At 37.5% G+C, this 15401-nt stretch carries 13 protein-coding genes; 2 read left to right on the forward strand and 11 right to left on the reverse strand.

What is annotated here, in order from left to right; all coding sequences use genetic code 11:
• Positions 1-3 precede the first annotated feature (3 nt).
• The 7 genes from rfbB to recR all read right to left on the reverse strand — a co-directional run bounded on the left by rfbB (position 4) and on the right by recR (position 8722).
• The gene (gene rfbB / locus ACSVH6_RS09820) at positions 4-1050 is read right to left on the reverse strand and encodes a dTDP-glucose 4,6-dehydratase (protein WP_438077961.1); all 1047 of its coding nucleotides are present in this window, start codon (positions 1048-1050) and stop codon (positions 4-6) included.
• The gene (locus ACSVH6_RS09825) at positions 1050-2327 is read right to left on the reverse strand and encodes a nucleotide sugar dehydrogenase (RefSeq protein WP_438077963.1); all 1278 of its coding nucleotides are present in this window, start codon (positions 2325-2327) and stop codon (positions 1050-1052) included. Before ACSVH6_RS09825 ends, rfbB begins: the two co-directional genes overlap by 1 nt.
• Positions 2328-2370: 43 nt before the next feature.
• Complete coding sequence (locus ACSVH6_RS09830; RefSeq protein WP_438077965.1) at positions 2371-3765, reverse strand: UDP-glucose 6-dehydrogenase; 1395 nt, start codon at positions 3763-3765, stop codon at positions 2371-2373.
• Positions 3766-3773: 8 nt separating this feature from the next.
• Positions 3774-4754, reverse strand: coding sequence for an SDR family oxidoreductase (locus ACSVH6_RS09835; protein ID WP_438077967.1), 981 nt, complete (start codon positions 4752-4754; stop codon positions 3774-3776).
• Positions 4751-7225, reverse strand: a complete 2475-nt coding sequence (locus ACSVH6_RS09840) for a polysaccharide biosynthesis tyrosine autokinase (protein ID WP_438077969.1) — start codon at positions 7223-7225, stop codon at positions 4751-4753. Before ACSVH6_RS09840 ends, ACSVH6_RS09835 begins: the two co-directional genes overlap by 4 nt.
• Before the next feature lie 11 nt (positions 7226-7236).
• Complete coding sequence (locus ACSVH6_RS09845) at positions 7237-8025, reverse strand: polysaccharide biosynthesis/export family protein (RefSeq protein WP_438077971.1); 789 nt, start codon at positions 8023-8025, stop codon at positions 7237-7239.
• Between the two features lie 76 nt (positions 8026-8101).
• Positions 8102-8722, reverse strand: a complete 621-nt coding sequence (recR, locus tag ACSVH6_RS09850; protein ID WP_438077973.1) for a recombination mediator RecR — start codon at positions 8720-8722, stop codon at positions 8102-8104.
• A gap of 86 nt (positions 8723-8808) precedes the next feature.
• Between recR and ACSVH6_RS09855 the strand changes: the two genes are divergently transcribed.
• Positions 8809-10305 (forward strand): sodium:solute symporter, encoded by a 1497-nt coding sequence (locus tag ACSVH6_RS09855; RefSeq protein WP_438077975.1) that lies wholly within the window; start codon positions 8809-8811, stop codon positions 10303-10305.
• Here the strand turns inward: ACSVH6_RS09855 and ACSVH6_RS09860 are convergent.
• A complete protein-coding gene (locus tag ACSVH6_RS09860) occupies positions 10302-10667 on the reverse strand; it encodes a CoA-binding protein (protein ID WP_438077977.1) in 366 nt (121 codons plus the stop codon). The genes ACSVH6_RS09855 and ACSVH6_RS09860 overlap by 4 nt on opposite strands.
• Positions 10668-10779: 112 nt before the next feature.
• Here ACSVH6_RS09860 and ACSVH6_RS09865 point away from each other — a divergent pair, with 112 nt between their 5' ends.
• Positions 10780-11403, forward strand: a complete 624-nt coding sequence (locus tag ACSVH6_RS09865) for a MarC family NAAT transporter (protein WP_438077979.1) — start codon at positions 10780-10782, stop codon at positions 11401-11403.
• Positions 11404-11480: 77 nt separating this feature from the next.
• On the opposite strand, the gene ctlX is transcribed toward ACSVH6_RS09865, so the two are convergent.
• The 3 genes from ctlX to ACSVH6_RS09880 all read right to left on the reverse strand — a co-directional run bounded on the left by ctlX (position 11481) and on the right by ACSVH6_RS09880 (position 15401).
• Positions 11481-12416 (reverse strand): citrulline utilization hydrolase CtlX, encoded by a 936-nt coding sequence (ctlX, locus tag ACSVH6_RS09870; RefSeq protein WP_438077981.1) that lies wholly within the window; start codon positions 12414-12416, stop codon positions 11481-11483.
• Position 12417: 1 nt separating this feature from the next.
• A complete protein-coding gene (locus tag ACSVH6_RS09875; RefSeq protein ID WP_438077983.1) occupies positions 12418-13332 on the reverse strand; it encodes a dimethylarginine dimethylaminohydrolase family protein in 915 nt (304 codons plus the stop codon).
• A gap of 86 nt (positions 13333-13418) precedes the next feature.
• The gene (locus ACSVH6_RS09880; RefSeq protein ID WP_438077985.1) at positions 13419-15401 is read right to left on the reverse strand and encodes a 3-coathanger stack domain-containing protein; all 1983 of its coding nucleotides are present in this window, start codon (positions 15399-15401) and stop codon (positions 13419-13421) included.

Consider the following 15401-nt stretch of genomic DNA (forward strand, 5'->3'; position numbering starts at 1 on the left):
TTTCTAATGATATTGTTTCTCATAGTATTTTTGATACTCTCCTGAAGTCACATTTTTCAACCACGCTTCATTTGACAAATACCAATCTATTGTTTTTTCCAATCCTTGTTCAAAAGTAACAGAAGGTTTCCATCCTAATGTTTTGTTTATTTTAGAAGCATCAATAGCATAGCGTAAATCGTGTCCTGGTCGGTCTTTGACATATGCAATCAATTTTTCTGATTCGCCTTGGGCACGACCTAATTTTTCGTCCATTTTTTGACAAAGCAATTTCACTAAATCAATATTTTGCCATTCATTAAAACCGCCAATATTATAGGTCTCATGGTTTTCTCCTTTATGAAAAACCAAATCAATAGCAATAGCGTGATCAATAACATACAACCAATCGCGGGTATATTTTCCATCACCATAAACCGGTAATGGTTTGTTATGAATGATATTATTTATAAACAACGGAATCAACTTTTCGGGAAAATGATTCGGGCCGTAATTATTAGAACAATTTGTAATCACATAGGGTAAACCATACGTTTCTCCATAGGCTCGGACAAAATGGTCTGAACTCGCTTTAGAAGCGGAATAAGGAGAATTCGGATCATAAGGAGTTGTTTCCGTAAAAAGACCGGTTGCTCCTAAACTTCCGTAAACTTCATCAGTAGAAATATGATAAAAACGTTTTCCTTCAAAATTGTCTTTCCAACTGGTTTTAGCTGCATTCAACAAATTCATCGTCCCGATAACATTGGTTTTTACAAACGCCAGCGGGTCGGTTATAGAACGGTCAACGTGCGACTCTGCAGCCAAGTGCAATACCCCATCAAAACTGTGTTTTTGAAATAAATCATTAATAAAATCAGCATCCGTAATATCCCCTTTTACAAAACTGTAATTGGGTAAACTTTCAATATCTGCGATATTTTCAAGGTTACCGGCATAGGTTAACGCATCCAAATTAAAAATTTGATAGGATGGATAATTTGTCACAAATCGTCTCACAACATGTGACCCAATAAATCCTGCTCCGCCTGTTATCAGTATTTTTTTCATTATAATTTTCCGTCTGCTTGTTCTTTTAAAATTCCTTTAACATCAAATAATACGCTGTTGGTTTTTCTCAACTTAGTGTAGTCAATAGTTTCAAATTCTTGATGTGCCACGCCTAATACCAAAGCATCAAAAGTATCTGTTGGCAATGAGTTTGTGGTCTTCAATTTATATTCATGCCAAACTTCTTCCGGTTTGGCCCATGGATCATAAATAGTCACTTGTATACCGTAATCGGTTAAAGCAGTTACGACATCAACGATTTTAGTATTTCTGACATCGGGACAATTTTCTTTAAAAGTCAGCCCTAACATCAACAAATTGGCTCCATTGATTGTAACCCCTTTTTTTATCATCAGTTTCACTACTTGCGAGGCAACGTATTCGCCCATGCTGTCATTTAATCTTCTTCCTGCCAAAATAATTTCGGGATGATAGCCTTTTTCCTGAGCTTTTTGCGCCAAGTAGTAAGGATCTACTCCTATACAATGGCCACCAACCAAGCCTGGTTTAAAAGGCAAGAAGTTCCATTTGGTTCCGGCTGCTTCTAATACCGAATGCGTATCGATTTCCAATAAATTGAAAATTTTGGCCAACTCATTCACGAATGCAATATTGATATCACGTTGCGAATTTTCGATTACTTTGGCAGCCTCAGCTACCTTGATAGACGGAGCCAAATGCGTTCCGGCCGTGATGACTGATTTGTATAACTCGTTTACTTTTTGGGCAATTTCCGGAGTGGAACCTGAAGTCACTTTCAGAATTTTTTCCACTGTATGCTCTTTATCCCCAGGATTGATGCGTTCCGGAGAATAGCCTGCAAAGAAATCGATATTGAATTTCAATCCGCTTGTTTTTTCTAAGACAGGAATGCATTCTTCTTCTGTAACTCCGGGATAAACCGTAGATTCATAAATTACGATATCGCCTCTTTTTAAAACCTTTCCAACCGTTTCACTGGATTTGTATAGAGGAGTTAAATCGGGACGATTATTTTTATCCACAGGTGTGGGTACAGTCACAATGTAATAATTGCAATCTTTTATATCCTCCAGATTACTGCTGCAAAAAAGTCCTTTTTCAGCGGTGGAGGAAGTTACTAAAACGGCTTTCAGTGATTCTTCGCTTATTTCCAATGTAACATCATTGCCCGAATTCAATTCGTCAATTCTGTTTTGATTGATGTCAAATCCTACGACCGGATATTTCGTAGCAAACAACCTTGCCAAAGGCAAACCGACATATCCAAGTCCTATTATTGCGATTTTTGTACCCATATTTTTCTAGAAAAATCTAAAACCTAAGTTTTGCGAATATAATTTATTTTGAACCGATTGATTGGTAGACAAACCCGATTTCTTTCATCTTTCCGGCATCTAATAAGTTTCGTCCGTCAAAAACAAAAGCAGGCTTGAGCATACTGTCATAAATTCTTTGCCAATCGTACTCTTTAAACTCATCCCATTCTGTCAAAATAGCTATAGCATGTGCGTTTTTACATGCATCATAAGGATTTTCGAAAGCGGTAGTATATTTATCATTTTCTGAAGAAGCTCTGGTTTCGAGATAATCTAAATCAGACAATATTTGCTGATGAGACACTTTGGGATCATAAATGGCAATATTGGCTTGCTCATTAATCAAATCATCGGCTACATAAATGGCTGCCGATTCTCGAGTATCATTGGTGTCTTTTTTAAAGGCCCATCCCAGAAAAGCAATCTTTTTACCGGAAACGGTATTGTAAAGTGTCTGCACTATGTTCTTTGAAAAACGTCTCTTTTGATGGTCATTCATGATAATCACCTGCTCCCAATAATCCGCAACTTCATTTAACCCAAAAGCTTTAGAAATATACACCAAATTCAGAATATCCTTTTGGAAACAAGAACCACCGAAACCTACTGAGGCCTTTAAAAACTTAGGCCCAATTCGACTGTCCATTCCTATTGCTTTGGCGACTTCATTTACGTTGGCCTCCGTTTTTTCACATAATTCAGAAATAGCATTTATAGAGGAAACTCTTTGTGCGAGGAAAGCATTTGCAGTTAATTTTGATAATTCAGAAGACCAAACGTTGGTTTTCAGAATGCGTTCTCTTGGAACCCAATTAGCATAAACGTCGACAAGTGCATCAATTGCTTTTTGACCGTTAACAGATGTCTCTCCTCCAATTAATACTCTGTCGGGCATTAACAAATCAGGCACTGCAGTTCCTTCGGCTAAAAATTCAGGGTTGGACAAAATTTGGAATTGCGCTCCGTTACCGGTATTATCCAAAATGGATTTTATGGCTTCTGCAGTTCTTACCGGCAGCGTTGACTTCTCTACAATTATTTTATCCGATTTGGCTACTCGGGCAATCTGGCGAGCGCAAAGTTCGATATATTTTAAATCGGCTGCCATTCCTTTTCCTGTTCCGTAAGTTTTGGTAGGTGTATTTACAGAAATAAAAATTAACTCCGCTTCGTCAATAGCTTTGTCTACATCGGTTGAAAAAAATAAATTTCTTCCTCTGGCATTGGCAACGATTTCGTGTAAACCCGGCTCGTAAATTGGAATATTATTGATATCCTTGTCATTCCAAGCAGCAATTCTTTTTTCATTTAAATCAACTACGGTAACTTTAATATGTGGGCATTTTTCAGCAATAACCGCCATAGTAGGACCTCCAACATAACCCGCTCCAATACAACAAATATTTGTAATCTTCATTTTATTCTTTATTTCAGATTTTCCCAATACCATTTCACTGCTTCTTTCAAGCCGTTTTGAAACGAATATTTGGGAGTATAATTAAGTAATTTTTTAGCTTTTTCAATACTGGCCAAAGAGTGTGGAATGTCTCCGGCACGATTAGGTCCATATAAAACCGGCACCGCTGCAATAGTCGCATCAAATTCAGAAAGATATTCTTTAAGACTATGAACCATTTGGTTTAGTGTAGTTCTGTCACCAAAAGCAGTATTATAAACTGTATTCACAGCTTCCGGATTTTCAGTAAGTATGGCCAATTCATTCATTTGAATCACATTGTCAATATAAGTGAAATCACGGGAAAAGTTTCCGTCACCATTGATTACCGGACTTTCGTGCTTCATGAATTGCATTACAAATTTCGGAATAACAGCAGCATAAGCGCCATTAGGATCCTGTCGTCTGCCGAAAACATTAAAATAGCGCAGACCTATTGTTTCCAATCCGTAAGTCCTTGCAAAAATATCGGCATATAATTCGTTTACATATTTAGTAATCGCGTAAGGTGAAAGCGGTTTTCCGATAACTTCTTCCACTTTGGGCAAACTTTCTGAATCCCCATAAGTTGATGAGCTGGCAGCATAAACAAACCGCTTTACACCAGCATCGCGGGAAGCTATCAGCATATTTAAAAAACCCGTAATATTAACTTCATTGGTTGTTAATGGGTCATTTATAGAACGGGGAACCGAGCCCAAAGCTGCCTGATGCAAAACATAATCCACACCTTGAACAGCATTGGCACAAGTCTCGGAATTTCGTATATCACCTTCGATTAATTTAAAATTCGGGTGCGACAAAAACGGTTCGATATTGTGTTGGTGTCCGGTTGCAAAATTATCCAGACAAGTTACTTTATAGTTTTTTGCCAAAAAGTAATCGCAAAGATTGGAACCGATAAAACCTGCACCTCCTGTAATTAGTATGGATGTATTAGTAGTTATCATTCTTGGGACTTTCTTTTGAACAAGCTGTAATAAAGTTTCGGGAAGAATCCTCTTGGCTCTTCTTCCTCATGGTATCCGCTTCCGTTTCCATAACCGTAACTGTAACCATAGCCATAACCATAGCCATAGCCTACTCCGTATTTGGCTTTATTTTCATAACCATTAAAGACAATGCTGACATTATTTAACTCGCCTCTTTTAACTCTGTTGTTTAATAAGGTCAGCATTTCCTTTTTGGTGAAATTCTGACGAACAATATACAGGGTTACATCACTGAATTGAGCCAATTCCAAAGCATCAGAAACCAATCCTACAGGTGGTGTATCCAAGATGATATAATCATATCGACTCTTGAGTTCTGTCATCATTTCTTTCATACTTTCGCCTAAAATCAACTCCGAAGGATTGGGAGGAATAGGACCTGAAGTAATGACATCCAAGTAAGGTACGTGCGTTTTCTGAATAACTTCATCCAACGTTTTCTGTCCAATCAGATAATTAACAACCCCGGTGTCATTCTTAATATTGAAATCATCAAAGATTTTTGGTTTTCTCAAATCAAGTCCAAGTATGATGGTCTTCTTTTCGCTTAAAGCAAATACGGTAGCGACATTAATGGAACAGAATGTTTTTCCCTCTCCACTGACAGAAGAAGTTAACATCAGGGTTTTAGATCCTCCTATACTTTGCTTTTTATATATAAACTGAAGTGAGGAACGAATAGCTCTGAAGGATTCGGACAAAGCAGATTTTGGTCTTTCCAATACCGACAAATTGGAATCAGAATGTTTCACTCCCACAATCCCTAATAAGGGTAATTGGGTCAAACTCGATATATCGGCAATGTTCTGAATGGTATTATTGATAAAGAATATCAAGAACACCAGAATTAAAGGTATCAAAATCCCAACAAAGAAAGCCAAGACATAATTAACACTGGTTTTTGGTCCTAACAACCCACCACCGACATCTTTGGCCGGATCAATAAATTGTATATCCGAAAGATTCGCTGCTTTTACAATTGAAGCCTCACTTCTTTTTTGCAAATAAGTATTGTAAATACTGCTGCTCAAGTCATACTTTCTTGAAATATTCAAATAAGCCTGACTAGTTTCCGGCATTTTTTTGATTTCGTTTTCTATGGCGCTTAATCTGGCATTGACATTATTTAAGTCAAACTGTAAGACCCCTCTCAATGCACCGGCATTTTCTAATAAAACCCGTTTAACAGATGCTATTTCATTGTCTACTCTTTCATAAAAAACAGGCCCTTTGGCAGAATACAACAATTCTGATCTTTCGATAGAGAGTGCTATTAATTTTGATACATTGGAAATAATATTAGGTTCTTCGATACCGGCCACCGTAGGCGCAGGCAGTTTTGAAAAATCCACACTGTTTTTAAGGTAATTTTTCAGTGTATTAAGATATTCTATTTTGCGCTCAACTTCATCTTTTCGGGCATCAAAATCAAGCAATTGTTGTTTAAAACTGGCACCTTTATCTTCCAAGTCAAGGATGCTGTTGTTTTTGCTGAAATCTTTTAAATCATCGCCCGAATTTTTTAATTGCCCTTCCATTTCAATAAGGGTCTTATCGATAAAATTGATGGTATTGTCAGCAAATTTATTTTTGTTATCCAACTGTTTTTTAATCAAACAATCTACCGTGGCATTGAGATAATCTACCATGCGGTTCTTGTTGGTTCCTTCCATTCCTAATTTCAGAATAGAGCCGGCTTTTTCATCAATTGATACTTTAATCCCTTGGCATCTTCCCACTGTATCATCAAAGGAATTGAAACGAACCAATATCTCTTCTCCGGGGTGTAACATTGACATATTTGCATACTCCAATCGCCAATGCAGATACGGAAGATTTACATCTTGTCCTATTCGGTAACGCTTAACAACTTCTTTATTTTCAACTGTTAGAGGAGTAATCAAATTATTGTTATAGTTGATTACATTTTGAGTTGTATTTTGAAATGGTATTCTAATCTCATAAGTATCCTTTGAAATCATTTTAACGGTAATCAGCTGCATAAACAACTGATTTTGTCCTTTGTCCAAAACAATTTTGAAAGGTACTTGTCCGTAAACATCCTGAAGGAAATATTTTGTTTGTTTGAGGTAGTCAATGTAAAACTGTAATTGATCAACCACTTGTTCGTTATGGGATCTTGATTTCAGAGTAGTGGAAATCATCTGAACTTTGTCTGAGGTCCCTCCCCAATTGAAAACCAAACTCGTATTGGCCGTGAAAAAAGGGTTGTTCTCTTCTTTTACTGCAATAGTGGTTTCAATTCCGTAAATTTTTTGCTTTCTCACATTAACTTGGTGCGCAATAGAAAAAGCAATTATCAGACCTATCACAAACCATTTCCAATAACTGGTTGTCTTGATTAGAAAACCCTTAAAATCAAAACTGTTTTTGTCATCAAAAAAAGTAAAATCCTTTATGTCGAGCATGAAAGTGCGTATTAATTCTTAAGTAATAAATAGATGGTGGTAGCCAATGATAATGCCGTAATGACTGTTGTCAAAGATTCTATACCGGTTTTTCCGGTGCCCCACGTTTTTTGTTTCAACGGTTTTACATAGATGTAATCATTAGGCTGAAGATAATAACACGGAGATTCCATGGCTTTATTCGTAGTCAAATCTATACTGAACGTCTCACTTCCTTGAGGATATCTTCGGATTACTTTTACATCTTTTCTGTCACCGGTAACACTAATGTCTCCCGCATTGGCAATAGCCTCCATGATATTGACCTTATCCTGATATAGGACTTTGGTTCCGGTACTTCCCACTTCGCCGTTTACAGTATATCGAAATCCGGACAGTTTAACCGTTACAAAAACACCTGCCTGCTCTTTAAAATACTGCTCTTTCAGTTGATTTTCTATTTTAATACGAACTTCATCAGTAGTAAAACCCAGTACATTTATTTCACCCAGCATTGGCAATCTGATGTTGCCGTGGTCATCTACTGAATACCCTGTAAAATACATTCCTTGATCTGAGGCAATGTTGGCGTTTCCTGTATTGGAATTATTAAAAATCTCAACCAATTTGGGCTCAAGTGCTTTGATCGTAATCGATACAACATCATTCGTTTGAAGACGATATGGTTTATTATTGGATGGTGTTACTGAAACAGCAGAGGCATCGTTCTTATTTTGCAGATAAATCAAATCTTTGGTTGGAACACAGGAAGCAGTTAAAATACTCAACAGAATAAATAAATATAATCTGGTATTGTTCATTATTTCTTTAAAAAAATTAGCAAACAAAGATAGTTTTTCAATTCTAATTACAAAAATGTAGTGATGTATTATTTTGTTAAGTATTTTTCAATGAATTCTCAAAAGGAACCCTGTTCAAAATACTGCGTCCCAAAGTCACTTCATCAGCGTATTCCAATTCATCACCAACGGCAATTCCGCGGGCAATTGTAGACGTTTTAACTTCAAAATCCTTGATTTGTTTGAAGATATAAAAATTGGTGGTATCCCCCTCCATCGTTGAGCTCAAAGCAAAAATCAACTCTTCTGTTTCGCCCAGTTTTACTTTTTCCACCAACGAGCTGATATTCAACTGACTTGGCCCTATACCGTCAATGGGAGAAATTTTACCCCCCAAAACATGATAAATGCCTTTGAACTGATTGGTGTTTTCAATAGCCATCACATCGCGAACATCTTCTACCACGCAGATAATTTTGTGATTTCTGCTTGGATTGTTGCAAATTTCACAGATTGCGACATCGGAAATATTGTGACAAGAAGTACAAAACTTAATTTCTTCTCGCATTGTAGTCAAAGCTTCGGCCAAAAAACGGGTTTGATCCTCGGGTTGTTTCAGTAAATGCAGCACTAACCGCAAGGCCGTCCGCTTCCCTATTCCGGGTAATTGCGCCATTTCATTGACTGCATTTTCGAGCAATTTTGATGAAAATTCCATGTGACAAAAGTAGTCATTTTGAAAATTTGAAAATGATACAATTTGAAAATAATTTATGTATTTTGGCTAACTGTAAAACTAAGCTTATGTCTCCGATTACTATTCTCATTATCATCATTCTTTATTTTGGTTTATTGATTTTGATTTCCAATCTGGTCAGTAAAAAAAGTTCTGACAATGATACTTTTTTCAAAGCCAATAAAAACTCCAAATGGTATTTGGTCGCTTTCGGTATGATTGGAACAGCGCTCTCCGGGGTCACTTTTATCTCGGTGCCGGGACAAGTTGGTTCCCCTGACATCCAATTCAAATATTTTCAGTTTGTACTGGGAAATGCGCTTGGTTTTTTACTGATAGCTAAAGTTTTGCTTCCGCTATATTATCGAATGAACCTCACCTCTATTTACGGTTACATTGAACAGAGGCTTGGAAATGTGTCCTATAAAACGGCTGCTTTTATTTTCTTAATCAGCCGAACGATTGGTTCAGCTGCCCGCTTATATTTGGTGGTTTTAGTTTTGCAACGGTATCTTTTTGATGCGTTCGGAGTGCCGTTTTATGCTACCGTATTTATTTCCTTGGGGTTGATTTTTGCCTACACGTACCGTGGCGGATTAAAAACAATCATCATTACCGATACCTTACAAACATTTTTTCTGGTTTCATCAGTATTCCTGACAATCTATTTTATTTGTGACAGCATGAATTTTTCATTTGGACAGGCATTTGAAGCAGTTAAAAACAGTAATTACTCCAAAATTTTCTTTTTTGAAGATTGGTTGAAAAGCACCCATTTTGTCAAACAAATCCTTGGCGGAATGTTTGTTACTATTGCAATGGTTGGACTGGATCAGGATTTGATGCAAAAGAACTTAAGCTGCGCAACCATTGGCGAAGCACAAAAAAACATGTTCACGTTTACCGGGATTTTTGTCGTCATCAACATCTTTTTCCTAAGTGTTGGTGCTCTACTGTATATGTATGCCGAGAAAAATGGGATTGCTGTACCTATGGTGGATGGTGTGGCACGAACCGATTTATTATTTCCGGAAATTGCATTCAATCATTTGACCATTATTCCGGCTGTAATATTTTTATTGGGGCTGACCGCAGCAACATTTGCCACAACCGATTCGGCTTTAACTGCCTTGACAACTTCTTTTTGTGTTGATTTTTTGGGAATGGACAAAGCCGAAAATCAAAACAAGCCCAACATTGTCAGAACACGTCATTTGGTGCATATCGGATTTTCATTCTTAATGTTCATTGTAATTCTTCTGATTAACTTTTTTAATGACGCTTCGGTGGTGAGTCTAATATTCAAAATTGCGGCATTAACCTATGGGCCGCTTTTGGGATTGTACACTTTTGGATTATTTGTAAAAACCAAAACCGTAAACGAGTACTTAGTTCCCTTAGTTTGCATCATAGCACCAACATTGACTTTTTTATTGAGCTTTTATTCGAAAGAAATTTTCGACAAATACGAATTTGCCGAAGAATTAATCATTGTAAACGGTTTGATTACTTTCGTCGGATTGCTTTTAATCAGCAAACCGGCGACTGAAAACACGCGCTATTAATATTGATTTGTAGCTAACAAAACCAATGTACAAGCTACTTCAACTTTAATCCCGTTTCCTTGCAACAATTGGTAAAACTCGGGATTCTCAGTGCCGGGATTGAAGATAACACGCTTAGGTTTGGTTTCAATGATGTAGTTGTAATAATCGCGTTGACGCAACGGATTTAAGTACAAAGTCACGGTATCGATGTTTTTCAGCGGGATAGTTTTAGTATGAATCTTAACGCCGGCAACCTCCCCTGTATTTTGTCCAATAGCAAGAACTGTATGGCCTTTTTCCACCAATCGGTTAATGGCCAAGTTGGCATATTTTTCAGGTTTTACTGTGGCGCCAAGCACCAGCGTTTTCTTATTTTTCATGATTTCCGTTTCTTGTGTCAAAGATAATGCTAACTTTATATTTCAGGAAGTATATTTAACTTCTATTTAATAGATAAACTTAACATCAGAATTTATCTTTGCCAAAAAAACTATGGAGCTTTTTATTTTCTTATTTGCCGCACTGTTTTCAGTATTGAACCCTATTGGGACAGTACCTATTTTTGTGGGTCTGACTCAGGATTACGACCAGAAAGAGCGTTCCAAAGTTTCGTTGTGGACCGCCGTTAATGTTTTTATTATTTTAATCATTTCCTTTTTTGTTGGGCAATATGTATTATCCTTTTTCGGAATTACCATAACAGCACTTAGAATTGCCGGGGGAATAATTATTGCCAGTTCCGGATTTTCTTTATTAAACGGAAAATTCAGCAAAAACAGGGGAATCAACAAAAAAGTGGAAGAAGACATCCAAAGTCGCAATGCTATTGCTCTCACACCACTAGCCATGCCGATGTTGGCAGGACCGGGTTCAATTTCGTTGCTGATTGCATTTTATCAGGAACACAATTCGCCCAATGAAATTATTTTTTCCAGCATAGCGATTTTGACCGTAAGTGTAATGATTTATATTATTTTGAGAAGTGCTCACTACTTGGCCAAATACCTGGGAGCCTCGGGAATTGTAGCTATTTCCAGAATCGTAGGCTTCCTTACCATTGCCATAGGAATTCAGTACATTATCAGTTCCGTTTTAGCTATTGTCAGAGGAATATAATCCCATCTCATTTTAAATACAAAATCCCAAATTCAATACAGAGTTTGGGATTTTATTTTGATGTTTATCTGAAACGATTACGATTTCGGGAGGAAAATTTCGGCCATCATACAACGGGCACTTCCGCCACCGCAAGCCTCAATCGTATCCAAACTGGAATGAATGATTTCGACATGCGCTTCCAATTGAGCAATTTGTTTTTTTGTCAGGCTTTTATAAGCTGACTCGCTCATTACTAAAAAACGCTCATCGTTTTTGCCTTTGACTTCAAGCATGTTCCCAGCAAAATTATTTACCTGTTCCTCAGTAATCAGAATGATTTCTTTATCATCACCCCGAAGGCTGTCGAGTACCATTTTACGCTCTTTTTTATCATCAATACAATCGGCACAAATCACGGCAAAAGTATCCCCCAAGGTCATCATTACATTGGTATGATAAATGAGTTTGCGCTCACCGTTTACAGTTTGATAGGCTTCAAAAATTACAGGTGTGAATTCGAAGTCTTCACAAAATTCTATCATTAGCTCCTCATCGGCTCTGGGCGAAAGCGCGCAATAAGCCTTTCCGTTTTCTCTGTCCAACAACAAACTTCCCGTGCCTTCTAAGAAAACATTATCTTCTTCCGCCAGAGTATAGTCCATGATTTCATTAATTTCAAATCCGTCATCTTCTAAGATATCAAGAATATCTTCTCTTCTTTCGGCTCTTCGGTTTTCGGCAAACATAGGATACAATACTACATCACCATTTTCATGAAACGAAATCCAGTTGTTTGGAAAAATACTGTCGGGAGTATTGGGTTCTAAAGTATCTTCTACCACTACTACATTCACACCTACTTTTCGTAGCTTGTTTACAAAAGCATCAAACTCGGCCTGAGCTTTGGCATTAACTGTTTCCGGCGAAAGTCCGTCAAGTACTTTTTGATAATAATTATTTACGGCTGTTTGCTCGTTCATACGAAACGCCACCGGGCGAATCATCAATATGGAATTGGTAGTTTGTTTCATTTTAATCTCTTATTAATGGTAAAGTTGAGCATCGCAACAACCCTTCCTGCTTAGCTATTTCGGCATACGGGATTTCTTCAACGGTAAACCCATTGTCTCGCAGCCAGTTGTTCAATCTTGTAAAGTTCTTTTCGGAAACCACGACATTTTCATCTATAGAAAACACATTCGAGTTCATATTATACATTTCATCACGAGTAATGTGGAACAGGTTTTCCTTGCCAAACAATTTGACTAAAAAAACATAATCCGATTCTTCCCGAAAACCGCTTTTGTAGATAATACCTTTGTTTTTACCCACCGGTTGAAAACAACAATCCAGGTGCAAGGCGTTATCACGAGCTTCTAATTTTGATTTTACCAAATCAAATTCTTTCACTTTTTTATGTGGAAATAATGCTTTGATATAATTTACCCCTTCCATATTGGTTCGGGCTGTGATATAGTCTTTATAATCAGAACCCTTGTAGGTGCCAATAAAAATATAGTCATTCCAAAGCATCACGTCGCCTCCTTCAATGTGGACTTCTTCTGGAGGACGTACTATTTTATTCGGGTCAATTTGATCCAGCACGTATTGAATCGCATCCAATTCCCGTTCTCTGTCGGGCAAAATATTAGCTTTGATAAACATATCATCAATTACAAAACCAATATCCCGGGTAAAAATTTGATTGTAATTTTCAATCATTTCCGGGCGGAAGACTTTCACATCATATTTTTGAAAGACCTTATTAAAGGCCTCCATTTCATTAACCATATCTGCTTCCGCAGGATAAGTCCCTGCTAATATGTGTTCTAATGATTTAGGATCATAAGCTTCAGCTGCAGTAGGTGTAGGACCATTATTTACGGCCGAACCGAGCACCACGGCCCTTAGTCTTGAGGTTTCGTTTTTAACATTTAATTGTAGCATAAAATAGCTTTTGGCTTTAGGCAAATATAAAAAAGCTTCCCGATTAGGAGAAGCTTTGTTTATAAGTATTAATGAATAAGGTTAATTTAATTTTTAATGAGTTTTTCGGTGAGTAATAGTCCGTCTTCCGAAGTCACATTGATGATATAGATTCCGTTTGCATAACCGCTTACGTCCACTTTGGCTCTGTCAGTAGGCTCTAAAGTTCGTTCATACACTACTTTCCCATCAATGGTAGAAATACTGATTTTATTAAACATCGCCTGCTTCATAGAAATTTCTACAGCGCTACTTGACGGATTAGGAATAATTGCAAAAGTATTGACTATTCTTTCCAGATTCACATCTGTATCTTCAACAAGATCATGTTTTGTTTTGCCGTCAGAATCTGCATCTGCTGCTGTTTGATTTTTGTACACAAAGTTACTGGTACAGCCTTCAGGATAAGCGATAAACTGAGCTCCTTGTATGGCTTCAAAACCAGGATTCAACTCTACATAATTAGTGGCATGATAAACCACCCCGTTGGCTTGTGTATTGTCTCCCACTGATATGATGTTGGCAGCTTTAATCCAATTAGACCGTTCTTTTTTACGATTAATGACCGGAGCCAAATTATTGGTATTGTCAAACGGTGCTGTCAGTGTTAAAGTGGCTTCACAGCAATTATCAAAAGTCACATCGGGTCCTGCATTGGCCGAATGGTCGTAGATATCGTAGACAAAGTTACCGGCAGGGCAATTGACATTAAAAGTGGCATGAAGATCAAACTCAAAATTACCTGTAGGAGTAACTCCAAAAATACTAGGATAAACAGTAAAACAGAATGTCGTTGCAGTAATTTGTGTCGGAGCTGCAATAGTTCCAATAACTACGCCGTTTTGGGTTATATCCAGTGTTATATTATTTAATGAAGCATTAACCGGTGCCGTATATGTACCACATACCTGAAAAGGCGCATTGTTACTAACATCAGGACAAGTTAAATTTGTTGGTGCCATACTCACTGCGCCCAATTGAGGAGAAGCACAGGTTGTTCCGCAAATATTATCAATGTAAACAGTTCCGAAGTGTTTGGATGGCTGACAATCACTCACACTGAATTCAATCGTTCCGGGTTGATTCATAATATCTTCCACATTCAAGCGAGCACATACCCATCCGGTGTAAAGTATCCTTCTGTCGGCTGCCACGTTAATTCTGTTAAACAAACAATTATCAGGATCCGCTATGATACAAATCTCATCTACCACATTCCCATTTTGGTTCAATACTCTCACTCTGAAATAAGGCTGAATATCCTGACCATGTGCGGGTTTATTATCCATAATCAGTGAAAAATTGAAATCAATAGTAGGCTGATTAATACTCGGAAAATAACGGGAAACTGTACTCAAGTCTGAAGAACCGAGGCCGGCCGTATTGTTTAGTTTGATACATTTGGTTCCACCGTTTGATGGTAACGTGGGCATATTTACTCCAAAGCTGGCCAATACCGGATCAAATTGTTGGTAACCCGGACTGCTACTGTCTATTCGAGTAATTGTAGCATTGAAATTATTGGTAGCCGGTGCAATCACATTGGTAGCAGTGAGTGCGGTGGGAGTTGCACAAGACAAGAAAAAGTCAGTTCCAGAGGCTGGCTGCGGATGTGCATCTGACCAAAAAGTATATCCTGCAATTCCACTTTCAAAATCACCGTTCACACACTGTTGTGATAACGCCTGAGGCAGTTGACGAGCGATATACTCTTGCTTTTTAATCGGATTTTCGACAAAGAAGAGTTTTCTCAACTCATATTTTTTAGCTTCTGATTTTGCTATTTCCAATTCAGCATCAGTAAATTCATCCTCACTTCTAAGGTGATTCAATATTTTTTCATTCACTTCCTGTGACAATTTGTATTTATTAAAATTATCGCGAATGAAGTTCTGAATTTCTATTTCTGTTTGCTGTGTAGCGGTTATTCTATCTTCTTCAGATTTTATATACTCATTGTATTGAGCCGAAATTTTGGTAGAACTAAGGCACAGCAAGCAAAAGAACGCTATTTTAAATACCTTGTTCAT

This window comes from Flavobacterium sp. XGLA_31 (assembly GCF_051547105.1).
Taxonomy (GTDB): domain Bacteria; phylum Bacteroidota; class Bacteroidia; order Flavobacteriales; family Flavobacteriaceae; genus Flavobacterium.